The 22,341-nt window shown below is 68.6% G+C and carries 21 protein-coding genes; 11 read left to right on the top strand and 10 right to left on the bottom strand.

The genetic code is table 11. The features are described 5' to 3' along the window. Window positions 1-95 precede the first annotated feature (95 nt). Window positions 96-2,063, top strand: coding sequence for a DUF6541 family protein (locus ACH413_RS17260; RefSeq protein ID WP_360048002.1), 1,968 nt, complete (start codon window positions 96-98; stop codon window positions 2,061-2,063). Here ACH413_RS17260 and ACH413_RS17255 read toward each other — a convergent pair. Beyond that, window positions 2,053-2,958 carry an LLM class flavin-dependent oxidoreductase gene (locus ACH413_RS17255; RefSeq protein ID WP_360048004.1) on the bottom strand — a complete coding sequence of 302 codons (906 nt, stop codon included), beginning with the start codon at window positions 2,956-2,958 and terminating at the stop codon, window positions 2,053-2,055. The two genes, ACH413_RS17260 and ACH413_RS17255, sit on opposite strands and share 11 nt — an antisense overlap. Before the next feature lie 54 nt (window positions 2,959-3,012). Here ACH413_RS17255 and ACH413_RS17250 point away from each other — a divergent pair, with 54 nt between their 5' ends. Next, window positions 3,013-3,825 (top strand): HAD family hydrolase, encoded by an 813-nt coding sequence (locus ACH413_RS17250; protein WP_360048005.1) that lies wholly within the window; start codon window positions 3,013-3,015, stop codon window positions 3,823-3,825. A 50-nt stretch (window positions 3,826-3,875) separates the two neighbouring features. On the opposite strand, the gene ACH413_RS17245 is transcribed toward ACH413_RS17250, so the two are convergent. Beyond that, the gene (locus ACH413_RS17245) at window positions 3,876-4,889 is read right to left on the bottom strand and encodes a lysylphosphatidylglycerol synthase transmembrane domain-containing protein (protein WP_360048006.1); all 1,014 of its coding nucleotides are present in this window, start codon (window positions 4,887-4,889) and stop codon (window positions 3,876-3,878) included. Window positions 4,890-5,116: 227 nt separating this feature from the next. On the opposite strand from ACH413_RS17245, the gene ACH413_RS17240 reads away from it, so the two are divergent. The 8 genes from ACH413_RS17240 (at window position 5,117) to ACH413_RS17205 (ending at window position 13,844) form a co-directional block, all read left to right on the top strand. Continuing rightward, entirely contained in the window at window positions 5,117-6,214 is a 1,098-nt protein-coding gene (locus ACH413_RS17240; protein WP_360048008.1) for a DegT/DnrJ/EryC1/StrS family aminotransferase, read from the top strand. Beyond that, window positions 6,211-7,191 (top strand): Gfo/Idh/MocA family oxidoreductase, encoded by a 981-nt coding sequence (locus tag ACH413_RS17235; RefSeq protein ID WP_360048009.1) that lies wholly within the window; start codon window positions 6,211-6,213, stop codon window positions 7,189-7,191. The genes ACH413_RS17240 and ACH413_RS17235 overlap by 4 nt, the downstream gene beginning before the upstream one ends. Window positions 7,192-7,195: 4 nt before the next feature. Continuing rightward, the gene (locus tag ACH413_RS17230) at window positions 7,196-8,398 is read left to right on the top strand and encodes a glycosyltransferase family 4 protein (protein WP_360048011.1); all 1,203 of its coding nucleotides are present in this window, start codon (window positions 7,196-7,198) and stop codon (window positions 8,396-8,398) included. A 1-nt stretch (window position 8,399) separates the two neighbouring features. Then, window positions 8,400-9,581, top strand: a complete 1,182-nt coding sequence (gene lhgO, locus ACH413_RS17225; protein ID WP_360048012.1) for an L-2-hydroxyglutarate oxidase — start codon at window positions 8,400-8,402, stop codon at window positions 9,579-9,581. 135 nt (window positions 9,582-9,716) lie between these two features. Next, entirely contained in the window at window positions 9,717-11,081 is a 1,365-nt protein-coding gene (locus ACH413_RS17220; RefSeq protein ID WP_360048013.1) for an FG-GAP-like repeat-containing protein, read from the top strand. Between the two features lie 27 nt (window positions 11,082-11,108). Continuing rightward, on the top strand, window positions 11,109-12,506 hold the full coding sequence (locus tag ACH413_RS17215) for a glucosaminidase domain-containing protein (RefSeq protein ID WP_360048015.1): 1,398 nt from the start codon (window positions 11,109-11,111) through the stop codon (window positions 12,504-12,506). Window positions 12,507-12,685: 179 nt separating this feature from the next. Then, the gene (locus ACH413_RS17210) at window positions 12,686-13,234 is read left to right on the top strand and encodes a hypothetical protein (RefSeq protein WP_360047193.1); all 549 of its coding nucleotides are present in this window, start codon (window positions 12,686-12,688) and stop codon (window positions 13,232-13,234) included. A gap of 28 nt (window positions 13,235-13,262) precedes the next feature. Beyond that, on the top strand, window positions 13,263-13,844 hold the full coding sequence (locus ACH413_RS17205) for a hypothetical protein (RefSeq protein ID WP_360047192.1): 582 nt from the start codon (window positions 13,263-13,265) through the stop codon (window positions 13,842-13,844). A gap of 59 nt (window positions 13,845-13,903) precedes the next feature. On the opposite strand, the gene ACH413_RS17200 is transcribed toward ACH413_RS17205, so the two are convergent. The 8 genes from ACH413_RS17200 to serS form a co-directional block, all read right to left on the bottom strand. Further along, entirely contained in the window at window positions 13,904-15,130 is a 1,227-nt protein-coding gene (locus tag ACH413_RS17200; RefSeq protein WP_360047191.1) for an acyl-CoA reductase, read from the bottom strand. Next, a complete protein-coding gene (locus ACH413_RS17195) occupies window positions 15,127-16,182 on the bottom strand; it encodes an acyl-protein synthetase (protein ID WP_360047190.1) in 1,056 nt (351 codons plus the stop codon). The genes ACH413_RS17200 and ACH413_RS17195 overlap by 4 nt, the downstream gene beginning before the upstream one ends. Beyond that, a complete protein-coding gene (locus tag ACH413_RS17190) occupies window positions 16,179-17,552 on the bottom strand; it encodes an AMP-binding protein (protein ID WP_360047189.1) in 1,374 nt (457 codons plus the stop codon). The genes ACH413_RS17195 and ACH413_RS17190 overlap by 4 nt, the downstream gene beginning before the upstream one ends. Continuing rightward, window positions 17,549-18,283, bottom strand: coding sequence for an SDR family NAD(P)-dependent oxidoreductase (locus ACH413_RS17185; protein ID WP_360047188.1), 735 nt, complete (start codon window positions 18,281-18,283; stop codon window positions 17,549-17,551). Before ACH413_RS17185 ends, ACH413_RS17190 begins: the two co-directional genes overlap by 4 nt. Beyond that, complete coding sequence (locus tag ACH413_RS17180; protein WP_191302297.1) at window positions 18,276-18,515, bottom strand: acyl carrier protein; 240 nt, start codon at window positions 18,513-18,515, stop codon at window positions 18,276-18,278. The genes ACH413_RS17185 and ACH413_RS17180 overlap by 8 nt, the downstream gene beginning before the upstream one ends. Window positions 18,516-18,544: 29 nt before the next feature. Next, a complete protein-coding gene (locus ACH413_RS17175; protein WP_360047187.1) occupies window positions 18,545-19,243 on the bottom strand; it encodes a UDP-N-acetylglucosamine acyltransferase in 699 nt (232 codons plus the stop codon). 110 nt (window positions 19,244-19,353) lie between these two features. Further along, complete coding sequence (locus tag ACH413_RS17170) at window positions 19,354-20,724, bottom strand: hypothetical protein (RefSeq protein WP_360047186.1); 1,371 nt, start codon at window positions 20,722-20,724, stop codon at window positions 19,354-19,356. A 96-nt stretch (window positions 20,725-20,820) separates the two neighbouring features. Then, window positions 20,821-22,068, bottom strand: a complete 1,248-nt coding sequence (gene serS, locus ACH413_RS17165; protein WP_360047185.1) for a serine--tRNA ligase — start codon at window positions 22,066-22,068, stop codon at window positions 20,821-20,823. Window positions 22,069-22,173: 105 nt separating this feature from the next. On the opposite strand from serS, the gene ACH413_RS17160 reads away from it, so the two are divergent. After that, a complete protein-coding gene (locus ACH413_RS17160) occupies window positions 22,174-22,341 on the top strand; it encodes a hypothetical protein (RefSeq protein ID WP_360047184.1) in 168 nt (55 codons plus the stop codon).

The following is a 22,341-nucleotide window of genomic DNA, read 5'->3' as shown; positions in this document are numbered from 1 at the left end:
GTCGGACGGCCACTAGCCCGTTCGGGATAGCCTTGCCGGTGTCATTTGCGGGGGCACCCCGCGCATCCACTTGCAGAGCAACCATGGGTGGTCTTGTGCCGACCGAAGCGAGCACGTTGCTGACCGTGGCGACGATCGGGACGTATCTCGCCGTCCTGTGGTTGCCGGGCGGACTCGCCGCCGCGGCAGCGGGTGTGCGCGGCTGGGCGCTCGCCGCCAGCGCGCCCGTGTTCACGTACCTGATCGCGGGCCTCGCCGGTCCGTGGCTGTGGAAGATCGGGATCCCGTTCAACGTCTGGACGTTCCTGGTCACCACGGTGGTCGTGATCCTGCTGTTCGCCGCCGCGCGCTGGTTCGTGGTGCGCCGCGGCGGTCCGATCGAGCGCACGCCGTCGCCGTGGAACCGCAGCGCGCACGTCGCCGTGGCCGTGACGCTGCTGGCCGCCGCCGTCGTCGGGTTCGCCGTGCTGATGGCCGCGATGCGCTGGGACCTCAACTCGATCCCGCAGGACTGGGACGCCGCCTACCACGCGAACGGCATCCGCTACATCGCCGAGACCGGCGAGGGCAGCCTCTACGCGACCGGCAAGGTCAACTGGTACGAGCTTCCGGACGGCGTCTTCTACCCGAACGCCTACCACCTGGTCGGCGCGCTCGTGTTCAAGCTGACCGGTGCCGCCGTGCCGGCCGTGCTGAACGCCAGCACGATCATGTTCCCCGGCATCCTCGCGCTGACCCTGGTCGCGATGATCCGGCACTTCAACGGCCGTGCGATGACCGCCGCGTTCACCGCGCTCATCACCGTCGCCTGCACCAGCGCCACCTACGACAACCTGTGGCGCGGCCCGCTGCTGACGTTCACGCTCGGCATCGCGGTCATGCCGGTGCTGGCCATCGCGATGGACGCGTACCTCAAGCGGGCGGCACTCGACACCGGCATCTTCTTCGGCGGTGTCGCGGTCGGCCTGCTCGCGATCCACTCCAGCACGTTGTTCGGCGGCATCCTGTTCGTGCTGCCGATGTTCATCCAGCGCTGGTGGGGCCACCTCGGGCTGATCTGGCGGGACGCGCTGAAGCTGATCGTGCCCGCGGTCGTGGCGATCGTCGTGACGCTGCCGCACCTGCTCGGCGCGCTCGCGGTCGGCGGCAAGATCGCGATCGTGGACTGGCCGTCGACGTTCCCGGTGAGCCAGTCGGTCGGCTCGCTGCTCACGTTCCAGCACGTCATCGCGCTGCCGCAGTACTGGCTGGCGCTCGCGCTGTGGGTCGGCCTGATCTTCGCCTCGCGTCTGGGCGAGCTGCGCTGGCTGCTCGGTTCGGCGGCGGTCTTCGGCGGGGTGTGGGTGCTGACCGCGTCCTACTCGCAGCCGTGGGTCGCGAAGCTGACCAGCCCGTGGTGGAACGACCAGTGGCGGCTCATCGCGCTGGCGTGCGTGCCGCTCGTCGTCGTGGCGGGGCACGGCCTGGCGCAGGTGTACGACTTCGCGAAGGCCGGCGCGGCTCGGGTGAAGGTGCCCGCCGGTGTCTCCGGGTACGTCGCGGGTGGTCTGGTCATCGCGGTGTTCGCGCTGGTCAGCCAGGGTCTGTATTTCAACCTCAACGCGAACCAGGTCAAGCAGGGCTACGGCAACCAGCCCGGCGCCGACCGGCACGACATGGTGGTCAGCCCGACCGAGGTGCTCGCGTTCCAGGAGCTCGCCAAGCTGGTCAAGCCGGGCGAGCGGGTGCTCAACGACCGCAGGGACGGCACCGTCTGGATGTACGCGCTCGCGGGCGTGCAGCCGGTCGTCGGCCACTACGACGGGTCGGCTGAGTCGCCGGCGGTGCACACGCTGCAGGCCGAGTTCAACGACTACGCGAACGACCCCGCGGTGCGGGACGCGGTGAAGCACCTCAACGTCCGCTACATCATCGTGGACGTCGGCTACGTGCACGGCGGCAAGGACCGCGTGGACGGCCTGGAGAACCTCGACGGCAAGCCGTTCGTGCAGAAGGTGTTCTCGAACCAGGACTCGACGATCTACAAGCTGGTGCCGGAGCCGGGCGCTCCCGTCAGTCCCTGAACTCGAAGTCGACGAGGCCGGGGAGGACGTCCCCGGCCACCTGCTCCAGCACGGTCTCGTGGCCGAAGTAGACGCCCTCGCTGCGCGGCCAGTGCACGATCAGGTCTGTGAACCCGAGGTCGCGGGCCCTTCCGGCGGCGTCCTGGAACGCCTCGACGCTCGTCAGCGAGTACACCGGCGACGAGTCGAGGTTCAGGTACCTGTCGATGGTGCCCTTGGCCCGGTTGATCGAGGCCAGCTCCTCGTTGAACCGCTTGGTCACCTTCGCGACGCCGCGCCACCAGGTCTCGTAGTCGGGGCTGTCGAGCTGCCGGGAGCCGGTGGTGATCCAGCCGGTGCCGTAGCGGGCGGCGATGCCCATGGCCTTGGGCCCGTCGGCGGCGATGACGAACGGGACGCGCGGCCGCTGCACGCAGCCGGGGTGCCCGCGGGCCTCGTCCGCGGTGAAGAAATCGCCCTTCCAGGTCGTCTTGTCCCTGGTCAGCAGCAGGTCGAGCAGCTCGACGAACTCGCCGAACCGCTGGGTGCGCTGCGGGGCCGTGAGCTCGGGGGCGCCGATGGCGTCGGAGTCGTAGCTACCCGTGCCGCCGGAGCCGATGCCGACGTTCAGGCGGCCGTCCGAGAGGTCGTCAAGAGTCAAGATCTCGCGCGCGAACGGCACCGGGTGCCGGAAGACGGGTGAGGCGACGAGCGTGCCCAGCCGGATCTTCGACGTGACCATCGCGGCGGCGGTGAGCGTGGGCACGGCGGAGAACCACGGGCCGTCGACGAGCGTGCGCCACCCCAGGTGGTCGTACGTCCACGCGTGGGAAAAGCCCAGCTCCTCGGCTGCGCGCCACTTCGGCTCCGCCACCCACCAGCGGTACTCGGGGAGGATCACCACACCAACTCGCACCGGCTGACATTAGCGAACGAGTTACGTCGACCGGCGAATCCGCCATCAGCGAGGATGGACGTCGTGGAGAAACCGGCACTGGTGGCATCGGACGTCGACGGAACGATTCTCGGCACGAACGAGCAGGTGAGCGACCACACGGCAGGGGTGGTGGGCAGGGTGATCGCGGACCGCACGCCGTTCGTGCTGGTCAGCGGCCGTCCGCCGAGGTGGATGCCGCGCATCGCGAACGCGCTGGGCGTGTCCGGCTACGTCGTCTGCGCGAACGGCGCGGTGCTCTACGACCTCGACGAGGACCGCGTGATCTGGCAGCGCGGCATCAGCCCGGTGCGGCTGACCGACCTGGCCCACGCCCTCGACACGGCGATCCCGGGGTGCGCGGTGGCCGCGGAACGGGTCGGCGAGCGGGCCGCGGACGTGCAGGCGTTCGTCGCGGAGAAGGAGTACCGGCACGCCTGGCCGGAGGCGCACGACCTCGCGCCCCGGGCCGAGGTGCTCGGGCACACGGCGATCAAACTGCTGGTCAGGCGCGTGGAGATGACCAGCGCCGAGATGGCGGCCGCGGCCAAGGCCGTGCTGGGTGACGAGTTCGCCATCACGTACTCGACCAACGCGGGCCTGATCGAGGTGTCCGAAAGGGACGTGACCAAAGCCACTGGCCTGGCCGACGTCTGCGCACGGCTGGAGGTCGCGGCCGAGGACGTCATCGCGTTCGGGGACATGCCGAACGACATCCCGATGCTGCGGTGGGCCGGGCACGGCGTCGCCATGGCCAACGCGCACCACGAGCTGCTGGAGGTGGCCGACGAGGTCACCGGCACGAACGACCAGAACGGCGTGGCCCAGGTCCTGGAGCGCTGGTTCTAGAGACAGAAAAGCGCCGCACCCCGGTGAGGTGCGGCGCTTTCGTCGTTCGGTCAGTCCTCGGCGGGAACCGGCACGGGAACGCCGCGCCGCTTCTGCACGTAGGCCACGAGCGTGGCCGAACCGGCGGCGGCCAGGTCGGCGATGGTGAACATGAGGCGCGAGACCAGCGCCAGCGCGATGGCCTGCGGCAACGGCAGCACGGTCGCGATGGTGCCGGTGATGACGAGCTCACGGGCGCCGATGCCCGACGGCAGGAAGAACGCGAGCAGGCCCGCGGTCATCGACAGGGCCATGGCACCGGTCGACAGGATCAGCGTGTCCCAGCGCGGCGAGCCGAGCGAGTTGACCAGCAGCCACAGGTGCACGCCGTAGCAGAGGTAGATGGCGACGGCCGTGCCCAGCGCCTTGAGGATCTCCTTGCCGGTGAAACGGCGCTCGATGGGCGCCTTGCGCAGGACCTTCAGCACCAGGTTGACCGACCAGGTCAGCAGGCGCGGGTGCAGGAACGGCAGGCCGACGAGCAGCAGCAGGAACAGCCACAGCAGCTGGTTCGCCTCAGGGCGGCCGGACAGCATCACGGGCAGCGCGGCGAGGCCGGCGATCAGCGACGCGAGCACGCCCATGCCGGTCGCGACGAGGCCCGCGGTGAAGCTGCGCGCCCGGTTGACGCCCGCCTCACGGGCGAGCTCCATCGAGAGCAGGACGGCCCAGACGGCGCCGGGGACGTACTTGCCCAGCTGGCCGACGAGGTAGAACTTCGACGCGTCGGCGAACCGGACGGGAGCGCCCAGGTCGGACAGCACGATCTTCCAGACCAGCGGGCCCAGGAAGATGCCGACGAACACCGCGACCAGCGACAGCACGACCGACTGCCACGGCAGCTTGACCAGCTCGGGGTAGACCTTGTCCCACTGGGAGTAGACCGACCACGCGGCGGCGGCGAGCACGGCCACGATCAGCACGCGCTTCGCCCAGGCGATGACCACTGCCTTGCGTGTGTTGGCCGGAGCCGGAGGTTCGACCTTCTCAGCGTCGGTGGCAGCCACGTCGGGCTCGACGGTCATCGGTTCTCCGCTTCCTGCTTCGCTTCCCAGCGACGAGCCGGGCACGGCGGGCTGGGCGTCCATGAGGGGGTCGTACTTCCTACGACGCGGATCCACAACGGACCCTGAAAAGGATCACTCCATCAGGCAGGTAGCCTGTGGTCCGCGCCTGGTCTGCACCTGGCAGTAACACCGGGGTAACTGTACCGGACGCATCCAACCGTCTCCGGAAGTGGAAAGTCTGCTGCATGATTCCGATTACCGTCGTCGACGTCCAGGACGCCGAGCCGCTCGTGCTGGAAGTGCTCCGCTCCGGTGTCATCGCACAGGGACCGATGGTCAAGCGGTTCGAGGACGCTTTCGCCTCCGTTGCGGGTGTGCCTCACGCGGTCGCCGTGAACAACGGCACGACCGCGCTGGTCGCGTCCATCCAGGCGCTCGACCTGCAGCCCGGTGATGAGGTCATCACCACGCCGTTCACCTTCGTGGCCACGCTGAACGCGATCCTCGAAGCCGGTGCCACCGCTCGGTTCGCCGACATCAGCGCGGTCGACTTCAACCTCGACCCGGAGAAGGTCAGCGGCGCGGTCACCGACCGCACCAAGGTCCTCATGCCGGTCCACCTGTACGGCCAGATGGCCGACATGGGCCGTCTCGTGCCGCTCGCGCAGCAGCACGGGCTGACGATCGTCGAGGACTCGGCGCAGGCGGTCGGCGCGACGTTCGAGGGCAAGCCCGCCGGTTCGTTCGGCATCGGCTGCTTCTCGCTGTACGCCACCAAGAACATCACCACCGCGGAGGGCGGCGTCATCACGACGTCGGACGACGCGCTGGCGGACAAGCTGCGCGTCATGCGCAACCAGGGCATGCGCGCCCGCTACCAGTACGAGATGGCGGGCCACAACTACCGCCTCACGGACCTGCACGCGGCGCTGGGCATCCCGCAGCTCGAGAAGCTGTCGCAGCTCACCGACGCGCGCCGGCGCAACGCCGAGGCGCTCTCGAAGGGCCTCGAAGGCGTGACCGGCCTCACCGTGCCGGCCGTGCTGCCGGGCCGCGAGCACGTGTGGCACCAGTACACGATCCTGGTCGGCGACGACGCCCCGGTGACCCGCGACGAGCTCGCGGCGAAGCTCACCGAGAAGGGCATCGGCAACGGCATCTACTACCCGAAGCTCGTGTTCGACTACGACTGCTACCGGGACAACCCTCAGGTCATCGCCTCCGACGTGCCGGTCGCGCAGAAGGTCGCCGAGCAGGCGCTCTCGCTGCCCGTGCACCCGAAGCTGACCGACGCAGAGCTCGAGACCATCGTCTCGTCCGTCCGGGAGGTGTTCGGCGCGTGACCGCCCGTCCCAAGGTCGCCCTCGTCGGCGCCGGAACCATGGGCTCGCTGCACGCCCGCGTGCTGTCGCAGTCCGACCGCGTCGACTTCAAGTTCGTCGTGGAGCAGAACGCCGAGACCGGTAAGGCCATCGCCGACCGCTTCGGCATCGAGCACACCAACTCGCTGGACGGCCTGAAGGACGTCGACGCCGTCGTCATCGCGGCCGCCACCGAGGCGCACTACGCCATCGCCAAGCAGGCGCTGGAGCTCGGCAAGCCGCTGCTCATCGAGAAGCCGCTGGCCGCGACGTACGCGCAGTCCGAGGAGCTCGTCGCCGAGTCGGAGAAGCGCGGCCTGCCGCTCGTCTGCGGCTTCCTCGAGCGCTTCAACCCGGCGATCCTCACCGCGAAGCAGTTCGTGGGCGAGGTCGTGCAGATCAACGCGATGCGGCACTCGCCGTTCGTGCCGCGGATCAAGACCGGTGTCGCGGGCGACCTGCTCATCCACGACGTCGACCTCGCGATCCGCTTCGTGGGCAACGCCCCGGCCGCGGTGAAGGGCTCGTTCGGCTTCTTCCACAAGCAGTCGCAGGACAACGGCTCCGAGGACTCCGCGGACGCGACCATGTCGTTCGAGAGCGGTGCCCTCGCCACGATCTCGGCGTCGCGGATCAGCCAGCGCAAGGTGCGGCAGATCTCGGTGCTGGAGATCGACCGCCTGATCGAGATCGACCTGCTGCGCCGGGACATCACGATCTACAAGCACGTGGCGGACTCGCCCGCGGCGGACGGCGTCGGCTACCAGTCGCAGACCGTCATCGAGCTGCCGACGATCCTGCAGAGCGCCGAGCCGCTGGCCGCGCAGCTGAACCACTTCCTGAACCTGCTCGAGCTGGGCGCCGGTTCGGACGAGGTGACCGCTGAGCGCAACGCGATCCTCCCGGCGCACAAGGTCGTGCACGAGGCGACCCTCTCGGCCACCAACGGGAAGGCCTGACGCGATGCGCATCGCGATCATCAACAACTTCTTCCCGCCCCGGATGGGCGGCAGCGCCTACGTGTCCGACACGCTGGCGCGCTACTACGCGGCGCAGGGCCACGAGGTCCTGGTCATCACCGCCGCGTACGGCGGTGCGCTGCCGGTGGAGGAGCGCGACGGCATCAAGATCGTGCGTCTGCCGTCCTGGACGCTGCCGGAGACCCGCATCTCGTTCAACTTCGACATCACGTTCGCGTTGAAGTGGGGCAACCGCAAGAAGGTCTTCAAGCTGCTGGACGGCTTCAAGCCGGACGTCGTCCACCAGCACGGTCAGTTCTTCGACCTGACCTGGCAGAGCGGTCTGTGGGCGCGCAAGCGCAACGTGCCGTCGGTGCTGACGCTGCACACCCGTCTGCAGAGCCCGATGAAGCCGATCCACGCGGTCTTCCGGATGCTCGACGCGATCGTCGTCAAGCCGATCACGTCGTACAACAAGCCGACGAAGCTGATCGCGATCGACACGATCTTCTACGAGTACATCAAGAAGCGCTACAAGACGCCGGACGAGCGCATCGAGAAGCTGGCCGTGGGCGTGGAGCTCGACCGCTTCCACGACCTCGACCACGCCACCGAGCGCGCCAAGATGCGCGAGCGGTTCCCGGAGATCGGGGACGGCCCGGTCATCGCGTCGCTCGGCCACGTGATCCCGGTCCGCGACCGGATCAACCTGGTCAAGGCGCTGCCCGAGGTGCTCAAGAAGCACCCGGACACCAAGGTCCTGGTCATCGGCGGCCTGTACAACACGGAGTTCCTGGAGATCGCCAAGCAGCTGGGCGTCGAGCACGCGCTGATCTGCACCGGCACGCTGCCGAAGGCGGAGATCCCGGGCCTGCTCGCGGGCGCCGACATGGAGGTCCACGACCTGCAGGGCTTCGGCATCGGCATCGCGTCGCTCGAGGCGATGGCGGCGGGCGTCCCGACCGTCATGGCCGAGCGGGCCGACTACTTCCCGAACGCCGTGATCACCAACGGCACGGAGTCGCTGCTCACCAAGCCGGGCGACCACTCCGCGCTGGCCGAGTCGATCAACCGGCTCATCGAGGACGAGGGCGTCGCCAAGAAGATCGGCGAGGCCGGTCGTCAGTGGGTCTTCGACAACTTCGACATGCCGAAGATCTGCGAAGCCAACCTCGACATCCTCAAGAACGTCGCCGGCAAGGCCTGACGTGAGTCACGTCGTCGTGATCGGCGGAGGGATCCTCGGACTCTCCGCCGCTCACGAACTTCTCCGGCGCGGTCACGACGTGACCGTGCTGGAGAAGGAGTCGCACTGGGCGGCGCACCAGACCGGGCACAACAGCAACGTCGTGCACGCCGGTCTGTACTACAAGCCCGGTTCGCTCAAGGCCCGCATGTCGGTGGCGGGCAACGCTTCCATGGTGGCCTTCGCCAAGGAGCACGGCGTCCCCGTCGACGTCTGCGGCAAGCTGGTCGTGGCGACCTCGCCCGACGAACTGCCCCGCCTGAACGCCCTGGCCGAACGCGCTGAAGCGAACGGCGTTCCCGCCAGGCTGATCTCCCCCTCCGAGGCTCGTGAGTACGAGCCCGAGGTGTCCGCCGTCTCCGCCCTGCGCGTCGAGTCCACGGCGATCATCGACTTCCCGGCCGTCTGCCGGGTGCTCGTCGGCCTGCTGTCCGGTGCCGACCTCCGTCTGAACTCCCCCGCGCTGGCCATCCGCTCGACGGGTACCGGCGTCGCGGTGGCCACGCCGCAGGGCATCGTCCGGGCCGACGCGCTGGTGAACTGCGCGGGCCTGCACAGCGACCGAGTGGCGCGGCTCGCCGGCCTGCGTCCCAAGGCGACGATCGTCCCGTTCCGCGGTGAGTACTACGAGCTGCGTCCCGAACGGCGTGAGCTGGTGCGCGGCCTGATCTATCCCGTGCCGGACCCGGCGCTGCCGTTCCTGGGCGTCCACCTGACCCGGATGCTGGACGGTTCCGTGCACGCGGGCCCGAACGCGGTCCTGGCACTGCGCCGCGAGGGCTACCGCTGGGCCCAGGTCAGCCCGCGCGACGTGGTCGACGTGCTGCGCTTCCCCGGCACCTGGAAGCTGGCCGCCCGGTTCGGCCGGACCGGCCTGGACGAGGTGCTCAGGTCGTTCTCCCGCAAGCGTTTCGCGGCGAGCCTGGCGCGCCTGGTGCCGGCCGTCGGCGAGGCCGACATCGTGCGCGCCGAGGCGGGTGTCCGCGCCCAGGCGATGCTGCCGGACGGCTCGCTGGTCGACGACTTCCTGATCGAGACCGCACCGCGTCAGGTGCACGTGCTGAACGCGCCTTCGCCCGCCGCGACCAGTGCGCTGGAAATCGGCCGGCACATCGCCGACGAAACGGTCGCCACGCTCGTTTGAGCAGGTCAACACACCTGTAAGAGTCCTGCAAACCGCCTGTAGATCCTCTCGCAGCGAGTTTGCAGATGGCTTGCAGGCCCTACCCGCAGAGTTCTGGCTGTAAACAAAACAGCCCGAATTACTGGGGGGCACGAAATGCGACTGCGACGGATGGCGACCCTGCTCGCTCTGGTTGCGACGGCGGTGACGTTCCTGGGGCCGATCGCCGGCCAGGCGGCACCGGAGCCCGGCACGCTGGTCACCGACGGCGGATACGCCAAGCAGGGCAAGGAACCCGAGCCCGGCTTGCGGATGGCGGCGAACAACCCGATCGCGAGATCGGAGGTCATGAAACGGGCCGAGACCTGGTTGAAGGCGCGGGTCCCGTACAGCCAGACCTCCTGGTACGCCAACGAGTACGGCAGCTACCGCGCGGACTGCTCCGGCTTCACGTCGATGGCGTGGGGCATGGACAACAGCTACACGACCTACTCGCTGCAGCCGTTCATGTACTCGATCGCCAAGTCGGAGCTGAAGCCCGGCGACGTGCTGTGGAAGCACAACAGCGACCAGCAGCACATCGCGATCTTCGTCCGCTGGGCCGACGGCGCGCAGACCCAGGCAGTGGTCTGGGAGGAGTGGGACTTCGGCCAGGTCGCCGAGCAGCGCACCTGGAGCGCTTCCTACACGGCCTCCTACGCGGCCAAGCGCTACAACAACATCGTCGAGGACTCGGTGGGCCAGACCGGTTCCTCGTTCTCGGGTGACGCGAAGACCGACGTCGCCGCCGTCCTGCCGAGCGGCGAGGTGAAGGTGTGGCGCAACGGCCGCGGCTTCGCGGAGAACCCGTGGGACGCCGACGCCGTGGTCGCCTCCGGTTTCACCGACGAGAGCGCCCACTTCGCCGACCTGGACGGTGACGGCGACAAGGAGATCATCACGGTCCTGCCCGACGGCCAGGTCAAGGCGTGGCGCAACGGCCGCGGTGTCACCGCGTCCCCGTGGGACGCCGAGGCGATCATCGCCACCGGCTTCACCAACCAGTCCCTGCACTTCGCCGACCTCGACGGCGACCGCAGGGCCGAGATCATCACCGTTCTCCCCGACGGCCAGGTCAAGGCGTGGCACAACGGCCGCGGCTTCGCGAACAGCCCGTGGGACGGCGACGCGATCATCGCTTCCGGTTTCACCAACGAGTCGCTGCACTTCACGGACCTGAACGCCGACGGCAAGGCGGAGATCGTGACCGTTCTCGGCGATGGTCAGGTCAAGGCGTGGCGCAACTACTGGGGCTTCAAGGCGAACCCCTGGGACAACGAGGCGATCATCGCCACCGGCTTCAGCAACCAGTCGCTGCACTTCGCCGACCTCGACGGTGACGGCAAGGCCGAGATCGTCACGGTCCTGCCCGACGGCCGTGCGAAGGCCTGGCACAACTACCACGGCTTCGCGAACTCCCCGTGGGACAACGAGGTCGTCTTCGCCAGCGGTTTCACCAACACGAGCCTGCACCTGATCTAGCCCGCCACGAGTCTGGAAAGGACAGTCATGAAGAAGCTGACCGCCACCCTGCTCGCCACGGCGTTCGCAGGTCTGGTCACCGGTACCGCCTACGCCGCGCCGCCGGAAGCCGAGTCACAGCAGGAAAACCGCGACAGCGCGCTGAACACGATGGTCGCCGCCGGTCTGCAGGACGACTACGTCAACGTCGCCGGCCCCGCCGCCCAGGCCGTGCAGGCCGAGTTCCGGATCCCGGCCTCGGTGACCACCTCGCAGTCCATTCTCGAGTCCGACTGGGGCCGCAGCAGCCTCTCCGCCAACGACAAGAACTACTTCGGCTTCAAGTGCGTGAACGCGTCGAGCCCCGGCCCGATCGCGATCGGGTGCCACGCCTACCAGACCACGGAGTGCACGCCGACCTGTCATCCCGAGACCGCGTACTTCCGGGTCTACCGGTCGATGACCGACTCGTTCCGCGACTACGGCCGGCTGATCACCACGAGCGGCATCTACGACAGCGCCCTGCCGTACCGGGAGAACAACCCCGACCAGTTCATCCGCGAGGTCGCGAAGAAGTACGCGACGGACCCGAACTACGCGAGCAAGAACATCTCGTTGATGCAGAACTACAACCTCTACCGCTTCAACACCGGCGGGCCGTCCGTCTCGGCCGGGTCCTCGTTCTCGGGTGACGCGAAAACCGACATCGCGTTCATCTCCGCCGACGGCAACGTGAAGGTGTGGCGCAACGGCCGCGGCTTCGCCCAGAACCCGTGGGACGCCGACGCCATCGTCGCCAACGGTTTCACCGACAAGAACGCCCACTTCGCCGACCTCGACGGCGACGGTGACAAGGAGATCATCACCGTCCTGCCCGACGGCCAGGTCAAGGCGTGGCGCAACAACGGCACCTTCGGCGCGAACCCGTGGGACGCCGACGCCATCATCGCCACCGGCTTCACCAACCAGTCACTGCACTTCGCCGACCTCGACGGCGACCGCAAGGCCGAGATCATCACCGTCCTGCCGGACGGCCAGGTCAAGGCGTGGCACAACTACCACGGCTTCACGAACAGCCCGTGGGACAACGAGGCGATCATCGCGTCCGGCTTCACCAACTCCTCGCTCCACTTCGCCGACCTGAACGCGGACGGCAAGGCCGAGATCGTCACGGTCCTGCCCGACGGCGCCGTGAAGGCGTGGCGCAACTACTGGGGCTTCCAGGCGAGCCCCTGGGACAACGAGGCCGTCATCGGCTCCGGCTTCACCAACGAGGGCCTGCACTTCGCCGACCTCGACGGTGACGGCAAGGCCGAGATCGTCACGGCGCTGCCGGACGGTTCGGTCAAGGCCTGGCACAACTACCACGGCTTCGCGGCGAACCCGTGGGACAACGAGGTCGTCTTCGCGACCGGCTTCACCAACGCCAACCTGCACCTGATCTGACGACTGCCTCGAAGTGTGGCCGCACCGGACTCTCCGGTGCGGCCTTTTCGCAGCTCAGGACCCTGCAGCGGATTTGCAGATGATTTGCAGGCGGGCCCGGCAGAGTACGTCCTGTCAGCATCGTGGGGCCCCCCCGGGGGGGGGGGGGGGGGCCACGACAGCATTCCCGGGGGGAAGAAATGAGCCGCTCGTTCATCTTCGTCACCATCGCCGCCGTGCTCGGCCTGACCGCGTGCACGGCCGCACCCGCGCAGAACGCCACCGCCGACCGGCCGGCCGGCACCGCCGCGACCACGATCACCGACCAGCCGAAGAACGTGGTGAACACCGACACCCGCCTCGGCTACGGCTCGCTCAAGCTGGGCATGACCCTGGAGGACGCGCGGGCGACCGGCCTGACCGACCTCACCTGGGACAGCGACGGTGACGGCGCCTGCGTGGGCGACGACTCGGTCGCGATCTCCAAGCGGTACGGCGTCGTGCGCATCACGCTGCCCGCAGAGGCCGAGACCTCCAAGGGAATCGGCATCGGCTCGACCTACGCCGCGGTGAAGAAGGCCTACCCGACCGTCTCCGCGTTCCGTGCCGGCTGGTCGGCGAGCATCGCCGAGAACGCGGGCTACTCCTTCATCGGCAGCTCCGAGACCGACCAGTTCGCCGACACCGACAAGGTCGTCCACATCAAGCTGCACACGTACAACGCCGACTGCTCGATGTACCTGCTCTGAGTCTGCAATCCCTGGGGGGGAAAGAAAAATGAAGCGTTCCATCGTTCTCGTCACCATCACCGCCGCGCTCGGCCTGGCCGCGTGCACGTCCACGCCCGCACCGGAGCAGACCGCGGCACCCACGTCGTCCAGCACCACTCCGCCGCCGGCCGCCCAGGTCGTCACCACGGTCGTCACTCAGACCGTGACCAACCCACCGCCTCCACCGGCCAAACCGGTGATCGGCTCGTTCGGCTACGGCGACCTCAAGCTCGGCATGACGCGCCAGCAAGCACTGGACGCCAAACTCATCGGCCCCGACATCTCCGGCTTGTCCGGCGGGTACTGCACGTTCCACGACATCATCGGCACCGGCGGACAGGCCTACGTCTCCAAGGCGAAGGGCGTCTCGTCGATCTTCTTCACCGCGGACATGTCATCCGACGGCGTCGGCTCCGGCACGACGGAGGAGAAGCTGAAGGTCGAGTACACCAACCTGAAGCCCTCCATCGGCAGCTCCTACACCGCCGCCGCGGACGGCAATTCGAACGCCTACTTCCACTTCCTGGTGGACAAGGGCAAGGTCACCACGGCCGTAATCAACATCAACGGCCAGGACTGCCACAGCTAGCCCGGAAAACGACGAAAGCCGCACCAGGCTCCAGTGCGGCTTTCGTCCTCTGTGGACTGTCAGCTTTGGACGGTCACCAGACGGGTGAACTCCGCGGGCAGGTTGAAACCGTCCCAGTGGTCGGAGAACGTCAGCGCGTTGCCGAACGGCACGATGCGGTCGATGCCACGCCCGGCCAGTTCGTGCGCCAGCGTCTCCAGCTCCTCCTGCGAGAAGCCGAACACCGACAGCGTCTGGTCCTTGCGCTGCACCATGGGCACCAGCGCGGACAGCGTCGGCAGCGTGGCGAACGGGAAGGTGCCCGCGCCCAGCCACTCGCGCGGCACGTCCGCCGCCTCCGTCAGCTCCAGGGTGGCCACCGCGTTGCCGTCGAACGAGATCGACTTCGCGTGACCGTCCGCCGCGACACCGTAGGCGGAGACGCGCTTCTGCACGGCCATCGCGGGCTCGACGACGTGGTTCTTCGCTTCGAGCACTGCGGTCAGCTCTGCCCGGAACTCGGTCCGCGCCTGCTGGCCCGCGACCTCGTCACCGACCCAGAACAGGGCGCGCGGCGACGAGCAGGCGGCCTGGTCGAACCAGTACGAGTCGTTGTAGAAACCGACGGCCACCTCGCGCTTCTTCTCCGGCGTAGCGGAAACCCAGCCGTCGACGGAGATCAGCGCGAACGAGGCGCGGTCGGGGAACGTGACGTCGCGCGCGTGCGGCGCGAGCGGCATCTTGCGCACCTCGTTGACGGCGCGGTCGCCGCCCCAGATGACGCGCAGGTCGCACGCCGCGGACAGCGCGGCCGTCACCTTGTCGTCGCGGTCGTAGGTGACCATGACCTGGGTCTGCGCGACCGCCGGGTGCGCGTCCTGCAACGCGTCGTTCAGCGCCTCGACGACGGCTTCCGCCGCACCGGCCGAACGCGGCGAGATGCGCACGACGTTGCTGTTGCCGGACAGCGCCGACAGCGCCCACGAGTACACGAAGATCGTGTCGACGTTGGCGGGCGGGATGTGGAAGACGAGACCGCGGCCGAAGCGCAGCACGCCCTCCGGGGTCTCCAGCTGGCGCAGCACCTTGTTGATCTCGCCGCGGCGCAGGAAGAAGCCGAGCGACGCGAGTTCCGGGTAGCGGCGAGCCATCTGCGGGGCGAGCAGCTTGCGCGCGAACTTCACCAGGAAGTCGACGATCCGCTCGTCGCCGACCTTCAGCCGGCCGCCGGTGGGCTCGCCGGAGATGCTCGCGAGGAGCTCGTCGACCGAGGAGACGTCAGATCCTGCCGGGAAACGGCGCTTCATGAGGCCACAGCTCCAGAGAAGGTGTCCGAACAGCCGCGTGCCTCGGCCCGCGGGAGCCTGCCGAGCACGGAGAACCGCTTGCCCGGCCAGTCGCCGTCGTCGACGCCGTGCACCACACCGAGGTCCTCGGTCAGCAGCACGTGGCCCGGATAGCTGCGGGGCAGCGTCGAGACGACCTCGATGACACCGGGAACGCCGACGGGCTGCTCCTCCCAGGTCTCCGGGTTGCGGATGATGACGTCCGCGAAGTCCGGGCAGTACAACGAGTTGCCCGACTTGCCCTCCAGGAAGACCGTGCCGATCTGCTCGATCATCCCGTAGTAGTTGTAGATCTGGGTCAGGCCCGTGTCCTCGGCGAAGCGCTTGCGGAACTCCGCGTTGTCGACCGCGATGTCGATCAGCTTCTTCCAGCCACCGGAGTGGATCAGGATGCCGTTCGACAGGTCCAGCTTGTGCTCACGCGCGACCTCGTAGAGGTACTGCCACACCATGAAGGTGAAGCCGAAGATCAGGAACGGCTCGGAGCCGTGCTTGGCGAGGAACTCCTTGACCGCCTCGACGTCCGGCTGGTCGTTCTCGTCCAGCGCGTAGACGTGACTGCGGCCGAACGTCGCCATGCCGAGCACGCCGGCGCCGCGAGCGGAGAACGAGCGGCGGTTCTTGATGATGCTGATGGTGTCGACCATCAGCATCGGCAGCCGCTTGCCGCCGAGCACCTCCTGCAGGGTCGCGCCGAGCTGGCGCGTCTGCACCGCGGCGGCGTCCTTGTCGAGGTAGATCCGGGACGCGCCGCCGCCGGTCGTGCCGGACGACGTGAGCACCTTGAAGACCTCGGAGTCCGGGATGGACTTGAGCTCGTGCGTCTTGAACATGCGCACCGGCAGCCACGGCAGGTCGTTCAACGACCCGAACTTCTCGCCGGACTTGATGCCGAGCGACGACAGGATGCGGTCGTACTGCTCGGAGTTCGCGCGGTGGTGCTCGGTCAGCTCGGTCAGTTCGGCCAGCAGCGCGGTCTCGCGCTCGGCCTGATTGCGCCCGAAGACGCTCATACCTGTGCCTCCAGTGACCGGTAGTCGATCTTGCCGCTGGGCAGCTGCGGGAAACCCTCCGCCGGCCGCACGTCGAAGCCCGTGACGTGCAGGTGCAGCGTCTCGGACAGCAACTTCGCGGCCTGCTTGCAGGTGTCCTTCTCGGCCCTGTCGAGGAAGACGACGACCTTGTCGCCCGCGGGCACGGCGGCGGCTGCGCCGAAGCCCTTCACGATCTGCTCCAGGTCGTCCAGGTTGACCCGGTTGCCGAACACCTTGCCGATTCGCTTGAGCCGGCCGGTGATGTAGAGGAACCCGTCGGCGTCGAGGTAACCGAGGTCGCCGGTGACGAGCACGCCGCCGGTCTCGTCGCCGAGCGCGAGCTCGGCTTCGGACTCGGCGTAGCCCATCATCACGTTCGGCCCGCGGTACACCACCTCACCGGCAACACCGGATTCGGCGATTTCGTTCCCGGCCTCGTCGCGGATCGCGAACGAGCCGCCGGGAAGCGCGGGACCCGCGGAGCCGACCTTCTCGGCGAGCCGGTCGGACGGCACGGTGGCCATCCGCGGCGCGGCCTCGGTCTGGCCGTACATCACGAACATCTGCCCGCCGGCGGCGCGCATCTTGTCGTTGAACTCGCTGACCAGGTCGGTGCGGAGCTTGCCGCCGGCCTGCGTCAGCGTGCGCAGCGTCGGGTACTTGGCCGGGTCGAACCGCAGCCTGCGCAGCATCTCGTAGTGGTACGGGACACCTGCGAGCGACGTCACGCCGTACTGCGTGACCGCGTCCCAGAACGGCCGCGCCACGACGCCGGAGCCCTCCAGCAGCACCGTCGCGCCCTTGCGCAGGTGGCTGTTGAGCACGGACATGCCGTAGCTGTAGTGCAGCGGCAGGGTGGTCGGCGCGACCTCGTTCTCGTCGATGCCGAGCACCTCGGCGATCGCGTCGGCGTTCGCGAGGATCGCCGAGCGGGACAGCCGCACGAACTTCGGGTTACCGGTGGAGCCGCTGGTCGGCAGCATCACGGCCAGGTCGGGGTGCGGGGCGACGCCGTCCGCGTCCTCGCGCACCCAGTCCTGGGAGTACCCGGGCGCGGGTTCGTCGTCGATGCCCAGCACGGCCGCGGGGCGGAAGCGGGCCACGAGCCCGTCCAGCACCTCGCGGTCCTGCGCCGGGTCGAGCAGCGCGACGGCGCGGCCCGCCTCGAACGCACCCAGGTACCGCAGCACGCTCGTCAGGTCCAGGCCGACCCGGAGGAACAGCACCCCGGACGGCAGATCGGCGAGTTCCTTCGCCGCCTCGGACACGCGACCGGCGAGCTCGGCACCGCCGAGCAGCTCACCGGTCGCGGCGTCACGCAGGCGGGCCTGAGCGTGCAGCAGCGTCACAGCACCAAACCTCCGTCGATCCCGAGCACCTGACCGGTGACGAACGAGGCGTCGTCACTGCTCAGGAATCGGATCACCTTGGCCACTTCTTCCGCGGTGCCGAGCCGGCCGAGGGCGGTGTCGCCCTTCACCCGCTCCAGCACCTCGTCGGACTGCTCCGAGATCAGGTCCGTCTGGATCACGCCGGGCGCGACCGCGTTGACCCTGATCCCGTGCCTGCCGAGTTCCTTCGCCGCGGACTTCGCCGCCGCGACCAGCGCCGCCTTGGACGCCGCGTAGACCATCTGACCCGCGTTGCCGCGCTCGCCGACGATCGAGCCGATCAGCACGATCGAGCCGGTGCGCTTGCGCATCATGGCCCGCGCCGCCGCCTGCACGGAGTTGATCGTGCCGGCGACGTTCGTGGTCAGCGTCCTGTTGACGTGCTCGTCGGTGAGCATGCCGATGAGGCCGCCCTCCAGCACGCCCGCGCTGGCCACGAGCACGTCGATGCGGCCGTGCTCCTTCGCGATCGCCTTGAAGACGTCCTTGATCGCGGCGGAGTCGGCGACGTCGAGCGCCACGCCGTGGACGCGTTCGCCCAGCTCGGCGGCGCGCTTCTCGGTCGTCTCGCGGTCGCGGCCGGTGATGACGACGGTCGCGCCCGCCTCGGCCAGCGCCGCGGCGGTGGCGAAGCCGATGCCGCGCGTGCCGCCGGTGACGACCGCTACCTTGCCGGCGAAATCACTCACCCGCGCCGAGGCCCTTCAGCATGTCGACGGCGACCTTGAAGCTGCTCATGTCGATGACCTGCTCGGTCTCGAACTGGACGTCGAACTCGTCCTCGATGGCGGCGACGAGCGCCATGTGGCCGACCGAGTCCCACTCATCGATGTCGCGGTACTTCAGGTTCTCGACGTCAACCGAGTCGTCGAGCTGGAGGGCGTCCACGAAGACACCACGAAGACGGTCGTTCAGGGACATCGTTCTCTCGTTCTCTCGGACGGTCTGGGTCAGTGCTCGTTCGAACGCTCGGTCCACGCCTTGAGCAGCGCGGCGAGCTCCTCCGGCAGGCCGGCGGGAACCTCCGCCTCCTTGCCGGTCAGGAAACCGGTGAGAGCGGCGATCGCGGCCTCGTCGGCGCCGCGACGCGACAGGCCGATGACGTTGACGCCGGTCGTGCGGGCCGGGTTGCCCAGGGTGATGGTGAACGCACCGACCTCCTTGCGGATGGCCGAGCCGAGCCCGATCATCGCGCCGGGGCCGATCTGCGTGCCCTGGTGCACGACGGTGCCGAGGCCGATGTTGGAGCCGCTCCACACGTGGCAGTGGCCGGCGATCTGCACGGCGCTCGTGATCACGACGCTGTTGTCGATGACGCAGTCGTGCGCGATGTGGGCGCGGCCCATCACGTAGTTGTCGTTGCCGACCCTGGTCGGCTCCTTGGCGCCCTGGTTGATCGTGACGAACTCGCGGATGCGGTTGCGGTCGCCGATCACCACGCCGGGGCCGTCGTTCTCGCCGTCCCAGCCCGCGAGGTGCGGCGCGCTCAGGAACTCGGCGGGGCCACCGATGCTGACGTGCGGGCCGATGAAGTTGCCGTCACCGATCCGAGCCGGACCTGCGATGACCGTGTACGGCCCGATCACGTTGTCGTCGCCGATCTCGACGTCCTTGCCGATGATCGCGGTCTCGTGAATGCGGTTCGCCACTGATCCCTGTCCTGCCCGTGAGTTGATGTGTAACCCACGTCACCAGGGCACTTCCACCCGACGGGGCCGGTAGGCCACTCTACTTCACGGGCAGAACAGGGCCTGACCGGCTACGAGTTGAGCAGGCTCAAGCTCGCGTCCAGGACGATCCGCTCAGTGGTGCCGGCGGCGGGCACCGCCGTGTCCGAGAACTTCAGCGGACCAGGCCACGCGTAGGAGACGCAGTAGCTGCCGAGTCCCGCGATGGCGTTGTCGCCCTGGTTCCAGCCCGCCTCGTAGCCCGCGTGCAGGTTGCCCCCGGAGCGCAGCGTGTCGTTGTCCGCGATGTAGCCCTCGCACTCGTTGGCGTATCCGGCGACCCAGAGGTTTCCGGGGAACGCCGCGTGCAGCTTCACGTCGTAGGCGGACACCGGCTCGTGCGCGAGGGCCAGGATGCTCAGGCCGCCGAACCGCCAGCGCTGGATCGGCATCGGCATCGACGTGGGCAGCTCACCCGCGTCGATCAGCTTGACCATCAGGGCGGCGTGCCTGCGGTTCGGGTCCGTCTGCGGCATCACCTTGAGCCGGAGCTTGTACTTCGCGCGGACCGCGGCCAGCACGCCCGGGTCGGCGGTGTTCGTGTGGAACGGCAGGCTGACCTCGGTCATCGCCGTGCTGACCGGTCCCGTGACGGCGTCGAAACCGTCGTCGCCGAGGACGTCGAGGACCGCCTGGCCCAGGACGGTGCCCAGCTGCTCGGTGGTGGCCGGGACGTGCGGGTCGTTCGCCTCCTGGTCGCCGCACGCGCCCTGGACGAACAGCGCGGGCACGCCCAGCTCGTTCTCGATCAGCTCGGAGGCGACGGCCGGGAACTCGCCGTCGAACACCTCGTCGTTGCCGCGCGAGACCGGGTGGCACGCCGCTCCGAACACGACCGCGAACAGGTCGCCGTCGGCGTTGTCGAGGCGCAGCACCGGCACGGTGTCCAGTACGGCGAAGTCGTCCGCCACGCGGTTGTGGCCGATCTTGGCCTCGCCCTCGGCGTAGGACAGGGTGACGTCGGTGCGCTCCTGGTCCAGCGTGTCGCGGACCAGCTGCACCAGCGCGTCGGTGATCAGCCACGTCGTGCCGTTGACCGCGTCGACGTCGGCCTGGCTCAGGCCCATCATCACCTGCGGGCTCGGCTTGGTGTCGCCGTACAACGGGCCCGAGTGCGTGTGGCTCGCGAGCAGCATCAGGTCGTTCGCCGCGACCAGTCCCTCGCTGACGAGGGTCCCCCTGATCGCCTGGTTGACGTCCCTCGGGATGCTGACGAGGTCCGCGCGCAGCAGGACCTTCGGCACGCCGCCGTCCCAGAGCACGAGGCACTGGGCGCGCAACCGGCGGGCGATCGCGCCGTGGTTGCCGCGCGGGCTCCACCCGTACCCGCCCATCCACAGGCTCGGATAGGGCGGGTTCACCGGTGTGATGTCGACTTCGCCGACCGCTGCTTCAAAAGACATGACAACTCCCCCTGCTTGCTGGACACCACACCCCCATGTGGTGTTCTGCAAGGAAGACGTCGTCAGGCCCGGAGAAATACAGGTTTTGGAAAAGTTTTACCTGAGAACTTCCAGGCCGCCCATGAACGGACGCAGCGCCTCGGGGACGACCACGGAACCGTCGGCCTGCTGGTGGTTCTCGAGGATCGCCACGATCCACCGGGTGGTGGCCAGCGTGCCGTTGAGCGTGGCCGCGATCTGCGACTTGCCGTTCTCGTCGCGGTAGCGGATGTTCAGGCGGCGCGCCTGGAACGTGGTGCAGTTCGACGTCGAGGTCAGTTCGCGGTACTTCTGCTGCGTCGGCACCCACGCCTCGCAGTCGAACTTGCGGTGCGCCGACGTGCCGAGGTCACCCGTCGCCGTGTCGATGACGCGGTAGGGCACCTCGATCTTGGCGAGCATCTCCTCTTCCCACCCGAGCAGCCGGGCGTGCTCCGCCTCGGCGTCCTCGGGCTTCACGTAGGAGAACATCTCGACCTTGTTGAACTGGTGCACGCGGATGATGCCGCGGGTGTCCTTGCCGTACGACCCGGCCTCACGGCGGTAGCACGACGACCAGCCCGCGTACCGGCGTTCCCCGTCGAGGATCTCGTCGGCGTGGTAGCCGGCGAGCGGTACCTCCGACGTGCCGACGAGGTACAGGTCGTCCGCGGGCAGGTGGTAGATCTCGCTCGAGTGCGCGCCGAGGAACCCGGTGCCCGCCATGATCTCCGGCCGCACCAGCGTGGGCGTGATCATGAGCTCGAACCCGTTGGCCGTGGCCTGCGCCGCCGCCATGTTGAGCAGCGCGATCTCGAGCTGGGCGCCGACGCCCTTGAGGAAGTAGAACCGCGAGCCGCCGACCTTCGCGCCGCGTTCCATGTCGATCGCGCCGAGCTTGGTGCCCAGGTCGAGGTGGTCCTGCGGCTCGAAGTCGAACACGCGCGGCTCGCCGACGGTCTTGACGATCACGAAGTCGTCCTCGCCGCCGACCGGCGCGTCCGGGTGCACCAGGTTCGGGATCCTGGCCAGGAGCTCCTGGACCTCGTCGTTGGTGGCGTGCTGCTCGGCCTCGGCGGCCTTGACCTCGGCGGCCAGGTCCTTCGCCTTGACGAGCAGGGCGGTCTTCTCGTCGCCCTTGGCCTTGCCGACCTCCTTGCCGAGCACCCGCTGCTCGGCGCGCAGGGTGTCCGCGCGGGAGATGGCGGACCGCCGGCGCTCGTCCGCGGACAGCAGGCTGTCGACCACGCCCTCGTCCTCGCCACGAGCACGCTGCGACGCGCGCACTGTCTCCGGGTTCTCGCGCAACACCTTGAGGTCAATCACCCTGGAAAGGGTAGTCCCCACCTGATCCGCACTTCATCCGGATATCCCGTTCGCGCTGTTCAACGGACGACGGCGCGGTGGCGTTGACGTGGCAGGAGGTACGCGATGACGAGCAAGGTTCCGCCCGACTTCGACCATGAGAAGTTCCACCGGGAGGCCACGCGGAAGGCGAACCCGGTCGTGGCTTTCGTCGGTGGCCTCGTGGCCGCACTGCAGGGGTTTCCGCAGGAAACGGCGAGGCGGGCAACGCCGGGCCGTACGTCCGCGTCCTGA

The organism is Lentzea sp. NPDC020367 (assembly GCF_044387305.1).
GTDB lineage: Bacteria > Actinomycetota > Actinomycetes > Mycobacteriales > Pseudonocardiaceae > Lentzea.
The sequence above is the reverse complement of the archived record's forward strand: the minus strand, read 5'-3'. Positions and strand labels throughout refer to the sequence as shown.